Origin of the sequence: Microbacterium sp. C5A9, assembly GCF_022627955.1 — a bacterium.
Lineage (GTDB): Bacteria > Actinomycetota > Actinomycetes > Actinomycetales > Microbacteriaceae > Microbacterium.
This window is the reverse complement of sequence record NZ_JABXGD010000009.1, coordinates 105,684-122,752: the sequence shown is the minus strand read 5'-3', so window position 1 is coordinate 122,752 and position 17,069 is coordinate 105,684. Positions and strand designations below refer to the sequence as shown.

General features: G+C 68.9%; 20 protein-coding genes. 13 read left to right on the top strand and 7 right to left on the bottom strand.

Annotation, left to right across the window (positions count from 1 at the left end):
• Positions 1–7 precede the first annotated feature (7 nt).
• The gene (xseA, locus tag HWD99_RS16795) at positions 8–1,300 is read right to left on the bottom strand and encodes an exodeoxyribonuclease VII large subunit (RefSeq protein WP_241797331.1); all 1,293 of its coding nucleotides are present in this window, start codon (positions 1,298–1,300) and stop codon (positions 8–10) included.
• Positions 1,301–1,353: 53 nt separating this feature from the next.
• Between xseA and HWD99_RS16790 the strand changes: the two genes are divergently transcribed.
• From HWD99_RS16790 to HWD99_RS16780, 3 genes are all read left to right on the top strand, one after another.
• Complete coding sequence (locus HWD99_RS16790; RefSeq protein ID WP_241797330.1) at positions 1,354–2,433, top strand: 4-hydroxy-3-methylbut-2-enyl diphosphate reductase; 1,080 nt, start codon at positions 1,354–1,356, stop codon at positions 2,431–2,433.
• A 2-nt stretch (positions 2,434–2,435) separates the two neighbouring features.
• Positions 2,436–3,227, top strand: a complete 792-nt coding sequence (locus HWD99_RS16785; RefSeq protein WP_241797329.1) for an IclR family transcriptional regulator — start codon at positions 2,436–2,438, stop codon at positions 3,225–3,227.
• Positions 3,228–3,478: 251 nt separating this feature from the next.
• On the top strand, positions 3,479–4,003 hold the full coding sequence (locus HWD99_RS16780) for a DUF6264 family protein (protein ID WP_241797328.1): 525 nt from the start codon (positions 3,479–3,481) through the stop codon (positions 4,001–4,003).
• 63 nt (positions 4,004–4,066) lie between these two features.
• Here HWD99_RS16780 and fbaA read toward each other — a convergent pair whose 3' ends face one another.
• Entirely contained in the window at positions 4,067–5,095 is a 1,029-nt protein-coding gene (fbaA, locus tag HWD99_RS16775) for a class II fructose-bisphosphate aldolase (protein WP_241797327.1), read from the bottom strand.
• 182 nt (positions 5,096–5,277) lie between these two features.
• Between fbaA and glpX the strand changes: the two genes are divergently transcribed.
• Together glpX and HWD99_RS16765 are read left to right on the top strand one after the other, a co-directional pair.
• A complete protein-coding gene (gene glpX, locus HWD99_RS16770; protein WP_241797326.1) occupies positions 5,278–6,264 on the top strand; it encodes a class II fructose-bisphosphatase in 987 nt (328 codons plus the stop codon).
• 157 nt (positions 6,265–6,421) lie between these two features.
• Positions 6,422–6,721 carry a hypothetical protein gene (locus HWD99_RS16765; RefSeq protein WP_241797325.1) on the top strand — a complete coding sequence of 100 codons (300 nt, stop codon included), beginning with the start codon at positions 6,422–6,424 and terminating at the stop codon, positions 6,719–6,721.
• Here HWD99_RS16765 and HWD99_RS16760 read toward each other — a convergent pair whose 3' ends face one another.
• Together HWD99_RS16760 and HWD99_RS16755 are read right to left on the bottom strand one after the other, a co-directional pair.
• Positions 6,722–8,005 (bottom strand): DNA recombination protein RmuC, encoded by a 1,284-nt coding sequence (locus HWD99_RS16760; RefSeq protein ID WP_241797324.1) that lies wholly within the window; start codon positions 8,003–8,005, stop codon positions 6,722–6,724. It lies immediately after the preceding gene.
• Positions 8,006–8,050: 45 nt separating this feature from the next.
• Positions 8,051–8,644 (bottom strand): exonuclease domain-containing protein, encoded by a 594-nt coding sequence (locus tag HWD99_RS16755; RefSeq protein WP_241797323.1) that lies wholly within the window; start codon positions 8,642–8,644, stop codon positions 8,051–8,053.
• Between the two features lie 60 nt (positions 8,645–8,704).
• Between HWD99_RS16755 and HWD99_RS16750 the strand changes: the two genes are divergently transcribed.
• The 3 genes from HWD99_RS16750 to ychF are packed head-to-tail and all read left to right on the top strand — an operon-like array spanning position 8,705 to position 11,266.
• A complete protein-coding gene (locus HWD99_RS16750; protein WP_241797322.1) occupies positions 8,705–9,454 on the top strand; it encodes a class I SAM-dependent methyltransferase in 750 nt (249 codons plus the stop codon).
• The gene (locus HWD99_RS16745; protein ID WP_241797321.1) at positions 9,447–10,181 is read left to right on the top strand and encodes an HAD family hydrolase; all 735 of its coding nucleotides are present in this window, start codon (positions 9,447–9,449) and stop codon (positions 10,179–10,181) included. The genes HWD99_RS16750 and HWD99_RS16745 overlap by 8 nt, the downstream gene beginning before the upstream one ends.
• Before the next feature lie 11 nt (positions 10,182–10,192).
• Complete coding sequence (gene ychF / locus HWD99_RS16740) at positions 10,193–11,266, top strand: redox-regulated ATPase YchF (protein ID WP_241797320.1); 1,074 nt, start codon at positions 10,193–10,195, stop codon at positions 11,264–11,266.
• Between the two features lie 63 nt (positions 11,267–11,329).
• Here the strand turns inward: ychF and HWD99_RS16735 are convergent, their stop codons facing one another.
• Together HWD99_RS16735 and HWD99_RS16730 are read right to left on the bottom strand one after the other, a co-directional pair.
• Positions 11,330–11,662 (bottom strand): hypothetical protein, encoded by a 333-nt coding sequence (locus tag HWD99_RS16735; RefSeq protein ID WP_241797319.1) that lies wholly within the window; start codon positions 11,660–11,662, stop codon positions 11,330–11,332.
• Entirely contained in the window at positions 11,659–12,477 is an 819-nt protein-coding gene (locus HWD99_RS16730) for an alpha/beta fold hydrolase (protein WP_241797318.1), read from the bottom strand. Before HWD99_RS16730 ends, HWD99_RS16735 begins: the two co-directional genes overlap by 4 nt.
• Before the next feature lie 83 nt (positions 12,478–12,560).
• Between HWD99_RS16730 and HWD99_RS16725 the strand changes: the two genes are divergently transcribed.
• The 5 genes from HWD99_RS16725 (at position 12,561) to HWD99_RS16705 (ending at position 16,324) form a co-directional block, all read left to right on the top strand.
• Positions 12,561–14,327 carry a GNAT family N-acetyltransferase gene (locus HWD99_RS16725; protein ID WP_241797317.1) on the top strand — a complete coding sequence of 589 codons (1,767 nt, stop codon included), beginning with the start codon at positions 12,561–12,563 and terminating at the stop codon, positions 14,325–14,327.
• 41 nt (positions 14,328–14,368) lie between these two features.
• Positions 14,369–14,524, top strand: coding sequence for a hypothetical protein (locus HWD99_RS16720; RefSeq protein WP_241797316.1), 156 nt, complete (start codon positions 14,369–14,371; stop codon positions 14,522–14,524).
• A 115-nt stretch (positions 14,525–14,639) separates the two neighbouring features.
• Positions 14,640–15,044, top strand: coding sequence for a GNAT family N-acetyltransferase (locus HWD99_RS16715; RefSeq protein ID WP_241797315.1), 405 nt, complete (start codon positions 14,640–14,642; stop codon positions 15,042–15,044).
• A 177-nt stretch (positions 15,045–15,221) separates the two neighbouring features.
• Complete coding sequence (locus HWD99_RS16710; RefSeq protein WP_241797314.1) at positions 15,222–15,782, top strand: alpha/beta fold hydrolase; 561 nt, start codon at positions 15,222–15,224, stop codon at positions 15,780–15,782.
• Positions 15,783–15,787: 5 nt separating this feature from the next.
• A complete protein-coding gene (locus HWD99_RS16705; RefSeq protein WP_241797313.1) occupies positions 15,788–16,324 on the top strand; it encodes an isochorismatase family protein in 537 nt (178 codons plus the stop codon).
• Between the two features lie 47 nt (positions 16,325–16,371).
• Here HWD99_RS16705 and HWD99_RS16700 read toward each other — a convergent pair whose 3' ends face one another.
• The gene (locus HWD99_RS16700; RefSeq protein ID WP_241797312.1) at positions 16,372–17,040 is read right to left on the bottom strand and encodes a hypothetical protein; all 669 of its coding nucleotides are present in this window, start codon (positions 17,038–17,040) and stop codon (positions 16,372–16,374) included.
• Positions 17,041–17,069: the final 29 nt, after the last annotated feature.

Here is a 17,069-nt window from a genome sequence, read left to right as displayed (position 1 = left end):
GGAGTGCTCACGCGGAGCGGGGGGTCGGCCCCTCGGCGATCTCGCCATCGGAGCGCACCGCGAGCGATCCGCGGTCGACGGTGATGGTGAGGGCGGTGCCGGCCGGTGCATCGGCGGCGTCGCGGAGGATCACGCCGCCGTCGAGGTGCGCGATCGCATACCCGCGAGCGAGGGTGGCCGCGGGCGAGAGCGCGCGAAGCGATGCCCGGAGTTCGCCGGTGGTGCGGCCTGCCGCCTCATGCTGCCGCGCGAGGGAGTCGCGTCCTCGGGAGACCAGCAGCCACACCTCCTGAGATCGAGAATCGATGATCGGGTCAGGGGAGCGCAGTGCCGGGCGGGATCGGAGCTGCTCCAGCTGCGCGATGTCGTGCGACAGCCGCTGCGTCAGCCGCGTGGTCGCCCGCGAGCGCAGCTGAGCGATGAGAGCGCGCTGCTCGCTGACGTCGGGCACGACTCGTTTCGCGGCGTCGGTCGGGGTCGAGGCCCGGAGATCGGCGACGTCGTCGAGCAGGGGATGATCGTTCTCGTGCCCGATCGCGCTGACGACGGGAGTCGTCGCAGCTGCGACGGCCCGCACGAGACGTTCGTCGCTGAAGCCGAGCAGGGTCTGCGGATCCCCGCCGCCGCGCGCGATGATGATCACGTCGACCTCGGGGTCGGCGTCGAGCCGGGCGAGCGCCGCGAGCGTGTCCGGCACGCAGCGGTCGCCCTGCACGGCGGCGTATTCGGTGCGGAACCGCACCTGCGGCCAGCGCAGCTCGGCATTGCGATGGACGTCCTTCTCGGCGTCGGACCTCTCGCCGGTGATGAGCCCGATCACGTGGGGCAGGAACGGCAGCCGCTTCTTTCGCGCGGCGTCGAACAGGCCCTCCTGGCGGAGCTGGAGCCGGAGCTTCTCGAGGCGCTCGAGCTGATCGCCGAGTCCGACGTGCTTCATCGCCGAGACCGTGAAGCTGAAATCGCCGGCCTTGACGAAGTAGTCGGCCTTGACCGCGGCGACCACGTGATCGCCGACGGCCAGATCTCCCGGGATGCGCGGACGGACGCTCGACCAGATCCGGATCGAGATCTGGGCGTCGGAGCGCGTGTCCTTGAGCCGGGCGAAGATGTTGCCGCCGCGGACGTTCCATGACGTGATCTCGCCTTCGACCCACACGGTGTTCCACCGCGCGACGAAGTCGCGGATGGTCCCGTTCAGGCGGGCGACCGATGTCGGAGCGTCGGCGGAGGAGTCGCGGGGAGCGACCGCATCGGCCGGTGGCGTCTCGCCGGGGCGTGTCGACGCTTCGAAGACCGTCATCCGTTCAGTGCACCTTCCGCTCCTGCTCAGGTTGTCGGCAGTAGAATTCTGGAGTGACCTCGACTGTCGTACATCTCCCTGCCCCGCGTGTCCCTCGAGTGCGCGCGGCGACCGGGCGGCTTCAGGATAACCCGGTCGTCGGACACAAGCGTGTTCTGCTCGCCGCTCCGCGCGGCTACTGCGCGGGCGTCGATCGCGCAGTCGTCGCCGTCGAGAAGGCGCTCGAGCGCTACGGCGCACCTGTCTACGTGCGCAAGCAGATCGTGCACAACATCCACGTCGTGACCGAACTCGAAGACAAGGGCGCGATCTTCGTCGAAGAGGTTGACGAGGTCCCCGAGGGGGCTCACGTCGTCTTCAGCGCCCACGGAGTCTCGCCTGCCGTCGTCGATGCGGCGTCGGAGCGCGGGCTGCACGCCATCGACGCGACCTGCCCCCTGGTCACCAAGGTCCACCGCGAGGCTGTCCGCTTCGCGCGCGATGACTTCGAGATCCTGCTCATCGGCCACGACGGGCACGAAGAGGTCGAGGGCACCGCCGGTGAGGCGCCCGATCACGTCACGGTCGTCAACTCCCCGGCGGAGGCCGACACCGTGCAGGTGAAGGATCCGTCCAAGGTCGTCTGGCTGTCGCAGACCACGCTCTCGGTCGACGAGACGATGGAGACCGTCAATCGTCTGCGCACGCGGTTCCCGGATCTGCACAATCCCCCGTCCGACGACATCTGCTACGCGACGCAGAACCGGCAGGTCGCGATCAAGAAGGTCGCAGCGAACGCCGACCTCGTGATCGTCGTCGGGTCGTCGAACTCCTCGAACAGCGTCCGCCTCGTCGAGGTCGCCCTCGAGTACGGAGCGAAGGCCGCCTACCGCGTCGACTACGCGGAAGAGGTCAAGCAGGAGTGGCTCGACGGCGTCGCGACCGTCGGCGTCACGAGCGGTGCGTCGGTGCCCGAGGTGCTCGTGCGCGAGGTCCTCGACGCGCTGGCCGGTGCCGGCTACCAGGACGTCGAAGAGGTCAAGACGGCGGAGGAGGACCTGATGTTCTCGCTCCCCAAGGAACTGCGGCAGGACTCGTCGGGCCAGCGCGACGCTCGCGCTCTGGGAGGCCGTGCTTCTCACGGAAGCGCCTGACCGTGACCGCCACCGAGGCGGAACCCACCCTCATCGGATCCGTGCAGCGCGCGCTGCGGCTCGTCGACATCGTCGCGAACTCGGCGCGGCCGCTGCCCGCGAAGAGCCTGGCCGCCCTCACAGGACTCACACCGGGCACGACGTACAACCTCCTCCGCACGCTGATCCACGAGGGATACCTCGCCAACGAGCCCGACGGGCTGGTCCTCGGCTCGCGTTTCCCGACCTTCAGGACGGAACTCGACTCCCGGGGCGTGTTCCTCGCCCGGGTTCGTGCGGCACTGCGGGAGGTCACGGATCAGGTGGGGGCCACCGCCTACCTCTCGCGGTACAGCGACGGAGAGATGCACCTCGTCGACATCGTCGACGCGGTCCGCAGCCCCCGGATCGAGCTGTGGGTCGGGCTCGACTCCAGTGCCCATGCGACGGCCCTCGGCAAGCAGATCCTCGCGGACCTCGCGTGCGACGAGCGGCTGGACTATCTCTCACGGCATCGGCTCGAGGAGCTGACGCCCCGCACGATCAGCGATCGTCGCACGCTGCTGACCCAGCTCGAGCAGTCACGGGGCTTCGCGGTGGATCGCGAGGAGTACTCGGTCGGCAACTCCTGCGTCGCCGTGCCCGTGATCGCGCCGGGGATCACGGCATCCCTCGCGATCTCCCTGCCCGCTGACCGCGCGGTCGTGGATGAGTCGCTCGTCGCGACGCTCCAGCAGGCGGCTCGACGGCTGTCCCTGCAGCTGGGAGCCGACTCCCTGGGCGGCGGGGGCGCAGGCGCCGAGCTCGATATCTGACCGCTGTTCACTATCTGAAGAACGCGCTCTGGTGAGCGCGAACCCGGTTTCCTATCGTTGAGGGGTAGCCGTCAGTGAAAACGGCGCTACCGGTGAGAGAACGTCCCCAGCGTTCCTCGCCCGCTTGGATGGCGAGTGTCCCCAGCACTGTCATCCGCGGCCCCGAGGAGTCCCCACTTCTCCGGGGCCGCCCTCATGTTCGGGCGGCCTCCCTGGGAGGAGCCCTCTGGCGATCCGACTAGCATGCTGGAATGACGGACCAACGGCCGCAGTACGGCGAGATCGCGACACCTGAGGAGCAGCGCAGGGCGGCAGGCCTGCCGCCGATCCCGGAGGTGGCTCCCGCGAGTGCCGTTCCGTCGCCGCCGCAGTCGAGGCCCGATGCGCCGGCCGCGCGACCGAGAGTTCCGGTCGATCGCTTCGCCACGGTGGCTCTGCTCGCCTACGGCCTGGTCAATGTCATCATGACCGGCCTGTCGTATCTCGACTTCGCGACGGCGATGAATCAGGTCATGACGGTCCTCGGCATCGACGGCGAGTTCACGAACTACGCGCAGGGTCGCATCTGGGGCACGATCGCGGCGTTCGTGCTCGCGGTGGGCTGGTCGGTGACCGCGTATCTCGCCATCCGCAGGCTGCGTCGGGGGAAGCTCGCCTGGTGGGTGCCGGTCGCGGGCGCGGTCGTCACGATCGTGATCGCATCGATCTGCGTCGCGATTCCGATGATGAGCGACCCGGCCTTCGTCGCGTACCTGAACGGTGCAGTCCCGCAGTGACCCTCCGGACGTGAAGGAGCCCCTGACCCGCGGGTCAGGGGCTCCTTCGCATTCGGGCTCCGGTCAGCTCTTCGACTGGCCGTACGAGCCGAGCTGGCGGGTCGACTCGACGACGCGAGCGGCCATGGCGGTCTCCGCGACCTTGCCCCAGGCGCGCGGGTCGTACTGCTTCTTGTTCCCGACCTCGCCGTCGACCTTCAGCACGCCGTCGTAGTTCTTGAACATGTAGTCGGCGATCGCGCGGGTGTACGCGTACTGCGTGTCCGTGTCGATGTTCATCTTGATCACACCGTTCGCGACCGCGAGGGCGATCTCGTCGTCGGTCGAGCCGGAGCCGCCGTGGAAGACGAGGTCGAGGGGCTTCGCGCCGGTGTTGTACTTCGCGGCGACCTGCTGCTGGATCTCGCCGAGCAGCTCGGGGCGGAGCTTGACGCCGCCCGGCTTGTAGACGCCGTGCACGTTGCCGAAGGTGAGCGCGGCGATGTAGCGACCCTGCTCGCCCAGGCCGAGTGCCTGGACCGCCTGGTCGACGTCGGCGAACGTCGTGTAGAGCGCGTCGTTCGAGCCCTCGTGTGCGACGCCGTCCTCCTCGCCGCCGACGACGCCGATCTCGACCTCGAGGATGGCGTTGATGTTCTTCATGCGGGGGAGGAGATCCTTGGCGATCTCGATGTTCTCGGCGAGCGGCACGGCAGAGCCATCCCACATGTGCGACTGGAAGATCGGGTTGCGACCGGCCTTGACCTCTTCCTCCGAGGCGGCGATCAGCGGCTCGACGAAGCCGGCGAGGGCATCCTTCGGGCAGTGGTCGGTGTGCAGCGCGACCGTGACCGGGTAGTTCTTGGCGACCTCGGTCGCGTAGCGCGCGAAGGCGAGCGCACCGGTCGCGCGGGCCTTGACGGTGTGGCCGGCGAAGTAGTCGGCGCCACCGGTGGTGACCTGGATGATGCCGTCGGAGCCGGCTTCGGTGAGACCCTGCAGGACGGAGTTGATCGTCTGCGAGCTCGAGACGTTGAATGCGGGATACGCGAAGCCGCCGGCCTTCGCGCGGTCGAGCATTTCGGCGTACTGATCAGGGGTGGCGACGGGCATGAGAACTCCTGCGATAGGTGAAGCCGGGACAGCAGTCACTCTATCGGGGAGCGTGGGTGGATGCTGTCCGAGCGGGCTCGTGAGCGAGGCTCGCATACCCCCACGTTAAGAATCGCGATTCCTTCGTTCATCGAGCACCGAAAAGTGGCGATTGGCTCGTCTCTCGTGGCTAGGCTGACCGCATGGTGAGTCTTACGGCCGATCTGAGCCCTCTTCGTCCCGACCGAAATCTCGCAATGGAGCTGGTGCGTGCGACCGAGGCGGCTGCGATCCGCGCCGTGCCCTTCATCGGACGTGGGGCGAAGGAGGCAGCCGACGGCGCGGCGGTCGACGCGATGCGCGCCTTCCTCGGCACCGTCGCCTTCCAGGGGCGGGTCGTGATCGGAGAGGGCGAGAAGGACAACGCTCCCATGCTCTTCAACGGCGAGGTCGTGGGAACCGGCACCGGTCCGCAGTGCGACATCGCGGTCGACCCGATCGACGGCACGTCGCTCACCGCGGCCGGCCGACAGAACGCGCTCTCCGTGATCGCGGTGTCCGACCGGGGTTCGATGCTCGATGCGTCGAGCGTCTTCTACATGGACAAGCTGGTCACGGGGCCTGCGGGTGTCGGCGTCGTCGACATCCGTCTGCCGATCGGCGAGAACATCCGCAAGCTCGCCGGCGCGCTCGACAAGCCGGTCGACGAGCTCGTGGTGTCGGTGCTCAATCGTCCGCGACACGAGAAGCTGATCCAGGAGATCAGGGATGCCGGCGCGGGCACGCGTCTCATGAGCGACGGCGACGTCGCCGGCGGCATCAACGCCGCCAGGCACGGTGCTCGCACCGACATGTGCGTGGGCGTGGGCGGCAGCCCGGAGGGCATCGTGACCGCGTGTGCGATCAAGGCTCTCGGCGGTCACATCCAGGGCCGTCTCTGGCCGCGCGATGACGATGAGCGCCAGCGCGGCATCGATGCGGGACTCGACATGGACAGGGTCTACGAGGCCGACGATCTGGTGCGCGGAGACAACACGATCTTCGTCGCGACCGGCGTCACCGACGGTCAGCTCGTCGACGGCGTGCGCCGCGAGGGCGGGTACATCTACACCGAGAGCGTCGTGCTGCGCGGCGCATCGGGAACGCTGCGCCGGATCGCGTCGGAGCACCTCGTCTCGAAGTGGCTCTGACCCTGTCGCGCTGAGGCGGAGAGGGCATCGTTACCGACCCGGTACCCCTGCTCGGAGCGCTGTGCCGTGCTTTTCCGGTCACTCGTGTCACAATTGTCACTGGATTTGTCGCCGTCGACGGAGCCGCCAGGCACCGCAGGCACAGGAGGGCAGACCGATGACAACGCAGCACACGAGTGGCTCCACAGCCGCACCGACCAAGATCGTGACGACGGCCACCGGCCGCATCCTGCGGGTCAACGTGGATGAGGCGGGTGTGCCGCTCGCGACCGGGACCCCCATCGCACCCGCGGCCACGACTCCCGCGATCGCGGATCCGGCTCGTCGCGCCGACGTCCTCTTCCGGGTTCGTCGTGCCGAAGGTCACGAGCTCAGCGCGTGGTGGATGATCGGGGCGTTCGTCGTGACGAGCGGGCTGGTGATCCTGCTGCTCAGCGGCGTGCCCGGCATCGCCTGATCAGTCGCCGTTCTGCAACCGGGAGCGCACGTCTCCCACATCCGCGCGAAGCGGTGCTGCACCGTCGTGACGTGCTCGGCGCGCCGCGTCGTGCCCAGCCTCGTCAGCGCTCGGTCCTACCAGCTCGTCTGCCGTGAAGCGACGCGTCTGTGCGGTGATCGCCGGGGGAGCGGCGTCGAGTGCCGACGGATCGATCCCCGGGAACTGTCGTGCCGTCACGAGAACACGGCTCTCGAGCGAACCCGCGAAGCGGTTGTAGCTGTCGACGGTGCGCTCCAGCGCCCGTCGGAGATCGTCGGCGTGCCCCGCGAGCACGCCGAGCCGGTCGTACAGCTGCGTGCCGAGGTTCAGCAGCGCCCTCGCCTCGGTGGAGACCTCCTGCTGCGTCCAGGTGTAGGCGACGGTCTTGAGCACCGCCCACAGGTTGACCGGTGAGGCGAGTGCGACGCGCTTGCCGAACGCGTAGTCGAGCAGCGTCGGATCCTCGTCGATGGCGGAGGCCAGCAGCGACTCGCTCGGCAGGAAGCAGATGACGAACTCGGGGCTCGCGTCGAGTCCCGTCCAGTACGCCTTCTTGGCGAGAGCGTCGATGTGCGCACGCACCGCCTTCACATGCTTCTGCATATGGGCGCGCCGCTGCGGTTCGTGGGCGTCGCCGATCGGAAGCGCCGATGCCTCGAGATAGGCGTCGAGCGGGACCTTCGCATCCACGGCGATCGAGGTGCCCCCGGCGAGCCGCACGACCATGTCCGGCCGCCCCTGACCGCGATCGGAGGTGATGGTCGACTGCAGATCGAAGTCCACGTGGCGGATCAGACCGGCGGCTTCGACGACCCGGCGCAGCTGGGTCTCGCCCCAGACGCCGCGGCTCGCCGTGGAGCGCAGCGCGCCGGCCAGCGACTCGGTCGTCGCGCGCAGCGCCTCATCGGACTGCTGGGCCCTCCGGAGCTGCTCGGCGAGCGAGCCGAACTGCGAATGCCGCTCCTGCTCGATCGCCGTGACCTTCTGCTGCATCTGCTGCAGGCTCTCGCGCACGGGTGCCAGAGCGGTGAGCACCGCGTTCTGCTGCTGCACGCGCTGCGCCTCGGCGCGCTGCTCGTGTCGTGCGTGCTCCACCGCGTCGCGATACAGGTCGTACTGCCTGTCGCGGTCGTCGCGTGCGGCCGCGAGTTCGGCCTGCGCGCGCGCCAGATCGGCTGCCCCGCGCCCGGCGTGGAGGAACCACCCCGCGACGGCGCCGACCAGCAGTGCCGCGAGCAGGAGAACGATCGTCAGAGCATCCATGCGGTCCATGATGCCCGGGGCCACGGACATCCGTCGGACGCGCGCTCAGGCGACCGCGCGCTCCGGCGTCGCGATCACGGGCTCGGTCACCCTGATGTTCAGGGCGCCGGCGAGCTCGAACACGTCGGCCGCGCCGACCCGACGTGCGGCATCGATGACGATGTGCGCGCAGGCGAGGGCGTCAGCGAGCGCATCGTGATGCGAGAAGCCGGTGAATCCCGCGGCCTCGGCCGCCTTCGGGAGGCGGTACGACTCGAGGTCGTAGGTCTTCCGTGCCACCTGCAGGCTGCACAGAGACCGATAGGGAGGGCAGTCGCCGCCGGTGGCCTCGGATGCCCGCCGGAGGACGTTCAGATCGAAGCCCGCGTTGTGGGCGACGAGCACGTCTGCTCCGGCGAACGCGCAGAGGCCGTCGAACTGGTCCGCCCAGGACGCGGCGGTGAGCACGTCCTGCGCGCGGATGCCGTGGATGCGCGTGTTCCACTCCTGGAACTCGTCGTGCCCTGCGGGCGGTCGGATCAGCCACCCGGCGGTCGCGACGACCTGACCGTCGCGCACTCGCACCAGTCCGACGGAGCACGCCGAGGCGGGGCTGGAGTTCGCCGTCTCGAAGTCGATAGCGGTGAAGTCCAGGGGCACCTCTCCACTCTCCCCCTGAGGCTTCGGCCGCGTGAGGAGGACGCGCCGTAGGCTGGCCATATGAGTGTGGACAGGGCGACATCGTTCGGCGCAGAGGCCGCGAACTACGAGGCCGGACGGCCCGACTACCCGTTCGACGCCGTCGCGTGGATGCTGGATCCGATGCCGGAGGGCTCCCGCCGGATCGTCGACGTCGGCGCCGGCACCGGCAAGCTCACCGGCGTTCTCGCGCACGCTCCGGGCGCGCAGGTCGTCGCCGTCGATCCCGATCCCGAGATGCTCGACGCACTCCGGCGGAGCGTGCCGGGGATCCCGACCTTCCAGGGATCCGCAGAGCGCATGCCGCTGCCCGACGCGAGCGTCGACGCAGCCGTTCTCGGCCAGGCGTGGCATTGGGTGGAGCCGGTCGCCGCATCGCGTGAACTGGGTCGTGTCGTCCGACCCGGCGGAGTGCTGGGACTGATCTGGAACATCCGCGACGAGCGGTCGGACTGGGTACGGCGGCTGACCGACATCATGCACAGCAGTCCGGCGGAGAACATGGTGAACGGTCCCGGTTCCGAAGGACCCCGCATCGCGGCGCCCTTCACCCGCGTCGAGACGCGACGCTGGGAGTGGAGCCGGCCGATGACGAGGACGCAGCTGCACCAGATGGCGCTCTCGCGCAGCTATCTGATCACGGCCCCGGCCGACGAACGCGCGGCGATCGTCCGAGGGATGGATGCGCTCTTCGACGAGATCGGCCTCGTCGACGGCACCATCGATCTGCCCTACGTCACGCATGCCTTCCGTGCCGTGCGCGATGAGTGAGCCCCTGGCGGCCGTCTTCTTCGATCTCGACGGCACGCTCGTGCGCGAGGGGGCGGCTGAGGCCGTGCGCCGCACCGCCGTCGCGCTCGCCGAACGGCACGGGCTGTCGGCCGACGGCATCCTGACGGCCAACACCTCGGCCTGGCGGGACTGCTGGGCCGACCAGGGGGAGCGGTGGATGCGCGGAGAGCTCTCCGGCGACGCGCTGCCGCGGGACATCTGGCAGCGCACTCTCGAGCGCTTCGGGCAGGACGACCCGACCCTCGTGGACGAGGCGGTAGAGATACATCTGCGCGAGGAGCGGGCCACCTTCACGCTGTTCGACGAGTCGCTGGAGGTCCTCGATGCCCTGCGCTCGGATCAGGTGGCTCTGGGGCTCATCACGAACGGCCCCGCCCGGTCGCAGCGTGCCAAGCTCGCGGCGGCGGGGATCGACGATCGGTTCGACGTCGTGATCGCCTCGGGCGACATCGGCGTGGTCAAGCCGGAGGCGGAGATCTTCCGTCACGCGCTCGATCGACTCGGCATCCGTGCGGCGCAGGCGGCGCACGTGGGGGACAGCTTCTCGGCCGATGTCGTCGGAGCCGCGAGCGTCGGAATGCGCGCGGTCTGGGTCAACCGGGATGCGAGCGTCGCGCCTCGCGACGACGTGCCGCATCACGAATGCCGCTCGCTGCGCGATGTCCTCGCGCTCGTCACGCAGGGGAGCGACAGCCGCGCCCGGTAGACTCGACCCCCGTGGCTCTCACTATCGGTATCGTCGGCCTGCCCAATGTCGGCAAGTCCACCCTCTTCAACGCTCTGACCAAGAACGACGTGCTCGCGGCGAACTACCCGTTCGCGACCATCGAGCCCAACGTCGGGGTGGTGAATCTGCCCGACCCGCGTCTCGACAAGCTCGCCGAGATCTTCGGCAGCGAGCGCATCCTGCCAGCCGCCGTGTCGTTCGTCGACATCGCCGGCATCGTGCGCGGTGCCAGTGAAGGCGAGGGGCTCGGCAACAAGTTCCTCGCGAACATCCGCGAGGCCGACGCCATCGCGCAGGTCGTGCGCGGTTTCGCGGACGACGACGTCGTGCACGTCGACGGTGCGGTGAACCCGGCATCCGACATGGAGACCATCAACGCCGAGCTGATGCTCGCCGACCTCGAGACGGTCGACAGGGCGATCTCGCGCTACGAGAAGGAAGTCCGCGGCAAGAAGATCGAGCCGGTCGTGCTCGAGACCGCGCAGGCGGCGAAGGATGCGCTGGAGCGCGGCGTGCTGCTGTCGGTGGCGGGCATCGACCTGACGCCGATCCGCGAACTGGGTCTGCTGACGGCCAAGCCGGTGATCTTCGTCTTCAACGTCGACGAGGGTGTGCTCACCGATGACGCTCGCAAGGCGGAACTCGCCGCCCTGGTCGCCCCGGCCAAGGCGATCTTCCTCGACGCGAAGATCGAGTCCGAGCTGATCGACCTCGACCCCGAAGACGCCGCCGAGCTTCTGGCCTCGACCGGTCAGGACGAGTCGGGTCTCGACCAGCTCGCCCGCATCGGGTTCGACACCCTCGGCCTGCAGACCTACCTCACGGCCGGCCCGAAAGAGGCTCGCGCCTGGACGATCCCCAAGGGATCCAAGGCCCCGCAGGCCGCCGGTGTGATCCACACCGATTTCGAGAAGGGCTTCATCAAGGCCGAGATCGTCTCGTTCGACGACCTCGTCGAGACCGGCTCGGTCGTCGAAGCCCGCGCCAAGGGCAAGGCCCGCCTCGAGGGCAAGGACTACGTCATGCAGGACGGCGACGTAGTGGAGTTCCGCTTCAACAACTGAGGCGGGGTCCTGCGCGGGAGCCGAGGAGATCGGGGCGGCCCGTACGAAGCCGCGCGTCGCGAATCAGATCTCGTCGCTGCGTCGAGCACGCACGGTCCAGCCGACCTGCACCAATGCCTCCTCAAGGCGGTCGGCGGCGGCGCGCGCGACGTCGATGCTTGCGTCAGAGCAGACATCGATGGCGATCGGCGGCGGATCGGCAAAGCGTGGTATCTGCACCTCTGCCCAGGCGTCGGGCGATAGCGGTACCCGAGGAGACGCGGTGCGTGCGTCTCGGATGGCACTGTCCGCCACGAAAGCGATGACGTCCAGCGCATGGAGCTTGGTGATCGGCATGTCCACGACGATGGTCACGACGAAGGTCGCGTCTGCGGCATCCCCGAACTCTGGCCTCACGGCATGAAGATATCACTGCGCGATCGGCAGCCGATGTCGCCGCGACGCTCGACGTCCCGACGCAAGACCTCAGGCCACGCGTCGACATCCTCCGGCGTGCGGGCGACCGTCAGCGTCGTGTTCGGGAGCAGTGCGGCGAGTGATTCCGCGGTCGACAGGGGGTGGCCTGGATCGTCCACCCACGCCAGGATCGTCGTCGGCACATCGATTCGCGCGACGGACTCCGGGGCGGGCAGGTCGCTGAGTCCTGCGCCGCGGAACAGCGACGGCAGGAGAGCGTCGGCGACGTCGGGCCGGGTCTCCGGCGCGCCGACGGTGGCCGGCGGCGGCGTCGATCCACGGGCGGCCGAGAGGAACGCGTCCACTCCGTCGGATTCGATGAGCGCAGCCGCGGCTCGGTAGATCGCAGCCTGGGCCGATCTGCTCTCCCACGCCGTGGGCGGCACCATGAGCGTGAGTCCGCTGAAACGGGCCGGTTCGATCGACGCCGCATGCAGGAGTGTCGCGGCGCCCATGGAGGGGCCGACTCCGTGGACGCGTTCGCCGGGGAACCAGTGGTCGAGCACTCGCAGAAGATCGTCGGCGAGGTTGTCCCAGCGATAGTCCTCAGGCACCTTCCGTCCGGTCGACCGGCCATGGCCGCGGGCGTCGTAGCGGAGCAGTCGAGTCCCGCTGAGTCCTCGACCGAGGTCGAGATTCAGCACCCGATCTCGGGCCCGGCTCGACGTGAGCCCGTGCAGCTGGACGACCGGGTGCCCGCCTTCATCGCTCAGGGCGACGGCCAGCTCGGCTCCGGGCACCTCGAATGTGGGCATCAGGCTCCTCGATCGATGACGGATCGACTCTGCTCGGGCAGTCGTGTCGAGCACCAGATTATCCGGACGATATGGTGCTACCCATGCGACTGACCAACGTCACGCACCTCCGCCTCCCGTTCGGACGGCTCTGGGGGTACGACGTGAGCGCGTCTGCACTCGGACGTCGCCTGCCCGTGTCGTTCGATCAGCGACTCCATGTCGGGGCCGGCGACAGGCCCGGCTCGTGGATGGCGCTCTCGTTCCGGCTGCCCGCACCGACGCGTCGTGAGTCGATCGCCGAGGCCTGGTTGGCCGTCATCGCCCGTCACGGCACGCTGAGAACCGCCTTCGCACCCGGTGCTGAGGGCGATCCGGTGCTCCACGAGATCGAGATCGGCCCCGGAAGCTGGGTCGAGCATGAGGTGGCCCCCGGTCAGGCGGTCAACGACGCGTTGCGGGACATCCTCGACGAGGCCTGTTCGCCCTACAGGCGCCCTTCGCACCGGCTGTGCGTGTTGGAGACCGCCGCGGGGCTCACCGTCGTGATCGCAGCAGATCACGCGCACGTCGACATGTGGTCGATGCTGGTGATCGCGCGCGACCTGCTGTCCGCGCTCGACACGGGGAGGGGAGGCGCGGCACCGGTGAGGGGTCCTGCGCCGGCCTTCGTCGAACACACCCAGGCGCTGCTGGACCGGGATGCCGCACCCGACCACGTGCGTCAGCGATGGGACGACATCATCGAGGGCAGCGGTGGTGTGATGCCGCAGTTCCCTCTGTCTCTCGGCGCGCCCGAACCGCATCGCGAGCGCGTGGAGGTGCGCGATGTGTTCGATGTCGACGACGCCGCGGCGTTCGCTGCGCAAGCGCGTGACGACGGCGTCTCGACGCTCGCACGCGCGGTGGTCGCCATGACCGCGGTGACCCGGGAGCGTGCGGATGCCCCGCTGCGAGCCGTGTTCCCCGTGCACAGCCGCTTCGAGGACAACTGGCATGACTCGGTCGGCTGGTTCATCACGAACTCGGTCCTCGAGTCGGACCTCGCCGAACCGCAGGCAGCGGCGGCGGCCGTGAAGGAGGCGGTGCAACTCGGTGCCTGGCCGCTCGCAGACGTACTGGCTCCGTGGGGCGGCATGCCCGTGGCTCCCGGGATGTTCGCGATCTCCTGGCTGGACCTGCGCCGGCTGCCCGTGCGGATCGACTCGGTCGGGCTCGACGCCCAGTACGTCAGCGCGGCGACCGACACCGACGGCGTCATGCTGTGGTTCATCCTCGACGAGTCCGGTCTGCACCTCAGATGCCGTTATCCCGACACGGCTGAGGCCCGGGCCAACGTCGGCTCATGGCTCGACCTGCTCGTCGCCAGGCTGCAGGCGGATGCGCGGTCCTCGGTGCGTGGACGACTGCAGGTTGCAGGGCGGACCTTCCGGCTCGAGCGTGCGAACCGCGATGACATCGGGGCCATCGCGGCGCTGCTGTTCGACGATCCGTTCGGCGCGGACCGTGAGAGCGTCGAACTCGAGCGATATGAGGCGGCCTTCCGCGCGGTCGCTCGAGACGGATCCCACTATCTGGGGGTCGTCCGCGACAGTGCCGACCGCATCGTCGCCACCATGCAGCTCACCGTGATCCCGGGCCTCTCCCGCGGTGGTTCGACTCGACTGCAGATCGAGGGACTGCGGGTCGCGCCAGGCGAACGCTCTCAGGGCCTGGGCGCGGCGATGCTGGAGTGGGCGCACGAGTTCGGTCGTGCACGCGGGGCGCGGCTGGCTCAGGTCACCACCGACGAGGCACGGGAGCGGACTCGCGCCTTCTATGCGCGACTCGGATACCAGACCGCCCACGTCGGGCTGAAACGGCAGATATAGCCGCGTACGCTGTGCGTGTCGCCGACCGAAAGGAATCCGCCATGTCCGACCACCACGAGCACATACCCGCGCCGGACGAGCCGTCAGTGCCGGAACTCGAACTCGACGAGACCATCGCGCCGCGTCCGGAAGAGGAGATCGCCGACGCGCTGCGGGCGAAACCCGACCTCGGGGATCACAGCGCGCATTCCGGATGACAGCCGCGCGCGTGCAGGTTTCCCGCGGGTCGCAAAGCTGCCCCGGGCCGATGGCGGACCGAGGAGGACGTCATCGAGGAGCTCGGCATCATGGCACGCGCGGGATCACGGCGTAATGGTGGTTGAGTATCGGGTCTCGCCAAAGATCGACGATCAGGCACTGTCAGAGCTCCATCATCGCGCGTTCGGTTCCGACTCGACGGCAGTCGTGCCCTGGACCGCGCGTCTGACGAGGTACAGCCTCTGTTGGGTGACTGCCGAAGACGAATCCGGTCTGATCGGATTCGTCAACGTGGTCGGCGACGGTGGTGTGCACGCCTTCGTCATCGACACGACAGTGCTGCCTGCGCGCCAGGGCGAAGGGATCGGACGACGTCTGATCGAGGTCGCAGTCGCGACAGCCCGGTCGCTCGGCTGTGAATGGCTGCACGTCGACTTCGAGCCGGACCTCGCGGCGTTCTATCTGGGTACGTGCGGATTTCGATCGACGAAGGCGGGGCTGATCCGGCTCGCTTCGTGAGGTCGCTCCACGCGTCGGCACGATCGCTCGCCGAACAGGGCATCGGAGGTCAGCCCGCGCCCGCGGCGCGAATGGAGGGGCGGCGGGATACGCTGGATGCCGAGGCGGTCGACGTGCTCAGCTCCTGAGCAGATCCCGCCTCTCCACCACCGCGACGGCACGAGGAGAACCACGCCCATGACCGAGACCCAGATCTTCGAGCCCGAAGGCCGCGCCATCCCCTTCGTGGATGAGGGCGACGGACCGGTCAAGCTGGTGCTGATCCAGGAGCAGGGGCTCGCGGCCGACGTGCTGGGTGTCGCGGCCCACTACCTCGCCGAGGAGGCGGGCTTCCATGTGCTGCGCATCGGCCACCGCGCCGATGAGGCGACGCTCGACGAGCGCGTCGAGGACGTCGTCGCCGTGATCGACCACGTCGGCATCGACGACACCTGGGTCGGCGGACACGGCTTCGGCGGAACCGTCGCCCGGGCCCTGGTCGCCGCGCATGCCGATCGTGCGAACGGTCTGCTGCTGCTGGGCGTTGAAGACGTCGACATCGCGGTCGCCCCGGCGATCCCGGTGCTGATCGTGCAGGGGACGGAAGACACCGACACCCCGGCCGCGAACGCCGAGGCGCTGCACGCGACCATCCCCGACCGATCGAGCATCAAGACCATCGCCGGCGATCACCTCTTCCCGATGCATCACCCGATCGAGACCGGCGTGATCATCGAGGAATACCTGGACTGGGACTGACGCCGGTGGCGTCGCCGGAGCGCACTGTCGTCCTCGCGATCGACCTGCAGGCCGGGGTGACTCCGGGATGCTACGACGAGGAGGGCGTGCTCGTGCGCGCCGCGGCACTCGTCGATCGCGCTCGCGCTGCCGGGGTCCCCGTCGTCTGGGTGCATCACGATCCGGTCGGTGTGGGCACTCCCGCGTGGGAGCTCGCGGAACCGCTGCGTCGAGCCGAGGGCGAAGCCCTGGTGCGCAAGAGCTACCGGGACTCGTTCGCGGACACGACGCTGCGACAGACGCTCGACGATCTCGGCGCGACGCGTCTCGTGATCACCGGCGCGCAGTCGGACTTCTGCGTGCGCACCACCATGCAGCGCGCGGCTGCCGAGGGATACGACGTCACGCTCGTGAGCGATGCGCACACGACGGTCGACACCGAGTGGGACGGAGTGGCGATCTCGGGCGAGCAGATCGTCGCGCACACGAACATGTACTTCGCGGGACTGCGGTACCCGGGGCAGAGGTTCGCGGTCGCCACGCACGACACGGTCGAGCTCTGAGGCAGGCCCGCGTCTTTCTCCGATGGCGGCTGAGGTGATGGCCCGGCTCAGAGATCGCTGAAGTCGTTGGCCGGGGCGTTGATCGTCGTCACGACATCATCGGCGAGCGAGAACATCACGTATCGGATGCCGGTCTCTCCGGGGCGGCTCAGCGAGGTCGTGCCGGGAACCTCCTGCTCACCCACGCCGAGGTACTCGGCGACGCCGTCACCGTCCTCGTCCCAGACATCCCATCCCTGCGCGGCGACGACCTCATCGCGGGTCGATCCGATCGTCAGGCCCTCCTGCGAGGAGATCGGAACACCGCCCGCAGTCACTGCGTCGACGGCGATGTGGGAGGACGCACCCTCGCCGCCCTCCTCGGTCACGACGCTGATGCCGTCCCATTCGTAGCGGACGAGATCGGTCTCGTACCCTGGCGGATCCTCGAACTCAGCCATCGTGGGCGCCTCGCCCGTCGCGGTCTCCAACAGCGCCAGAACAGCAGCCCCATCCTCGAAATCCACCGATTCGCGTCTCTCGCCGTCGACCAGCTCGAGCCCGTCGATCGTGACCACGAGGTGCGGCTCGGACGCTGGAGTGGGCGTGGCGCTCGCCGTCTCCGACCGACTCGGAACGGGGGTCGACGCGCCGGGAGCGGGCTCAGGGGCGCAGGCAGACAGCAGCGCAGCGGTGGTGGCGAGAACCACAAGGAGTGGAGCATGGCGTCGATGCATGCCCCCGACGCTATCGGTCGGCGATCGTG

Coding starts and splice junctions, on each gene's coding strand:
- xseA (WP_241797331.1), bottom strand. CDS start 1,300: ATGACGGTCTTCGAAGCGTCGACACGCCCCGGCGAGACGCCACCGGCC.
- HWD99_RS16780 (WP_241797328.1), top strand. CDS start 3,479: ATGACGGACCAACGGCCGCAGTACGGCGAGATCGCGACACCTGAGGAG.
- fbaA (WP_241797327.1), bottom strand. CDS start 5,095: ATGCCCGTCGCCACCCCTGATCAGTACGCCGAAATGCTCGACCGCGCG.
- glpX (WP_241797326.1), top strand. CDS start 5,278: ATGGTGAGTCTTACGGCCGATCTGAGCCCTCTTCGTCCCGACCGAAAT.
- HWD99_RS16765 (WP_241797325.1), top strand. CDS start 6,422: ATGACAACGCAGCACACGAGTGGCTCCACAGCCGCACCGACCAAGATC.
- HWD99_RS16760 (WP_241797324.1), bottom strand. CDS start 8,005: ATGGATGCTCTGACGATCGTTCTCCTGCTCGCGGCACTGCTGGTCGGC.
- HWD99_RS16750 (WP_241797322.1), top strand. CDS start 8,705: ATGAGTGTGGACAGGGCGACATCGTTCGGCGCAGAGGCCGCGAACTAC.
- HWD99_RS16745 (WP_241797321.1), top strand. CDS start 9,447: ATGAGTGAGCCCCTGGCGGCCGTCTTCTTCGATCTCGACGGCACGCTC.
- HWD99_RS16730 (WP_241797318.1), bottom strand. CDS start 12,477: ATGCCCACATTCGAGGTGCCCGGAGCCGAGCTGGCCGTCGCCCTGAGC.
- HWD99_RS16725 (WP_241797317.1), top strand. CDS start 12,561: ATGCGACTGACCAACGTCACGCACCTCCGCCTCCCGTTCGGACGGCTC.
- HWD99_RS16720 (WP_241797316.1), top strand. CDS start 14,369: ATGTCCGACCACCACGAGCACATACCCGCGCCGGACGAGCCGTCAGTG.
- HWD99_RS16715 (WP_241797315.1), top strand. CDS start 14,640: ATGGTGGTTGAGTATCGGGTCTCGCCAAAGATCGACGATCAGGCACTG.
- HWD99_RS16710 (WP_241797314.1), top strand. CDS start 15,222: ATGACCGAGACCCAGATCTTCGAGCCCGAAGGCCGCGCCATCCCCTTC.
- HWD99_RS16700 (WP_241797312.1), bottom strand. CDS start 17,040: ATGCATCGACGCCATGCTCCACTCCTTGTGGTTCTCGCCACCACCGCT.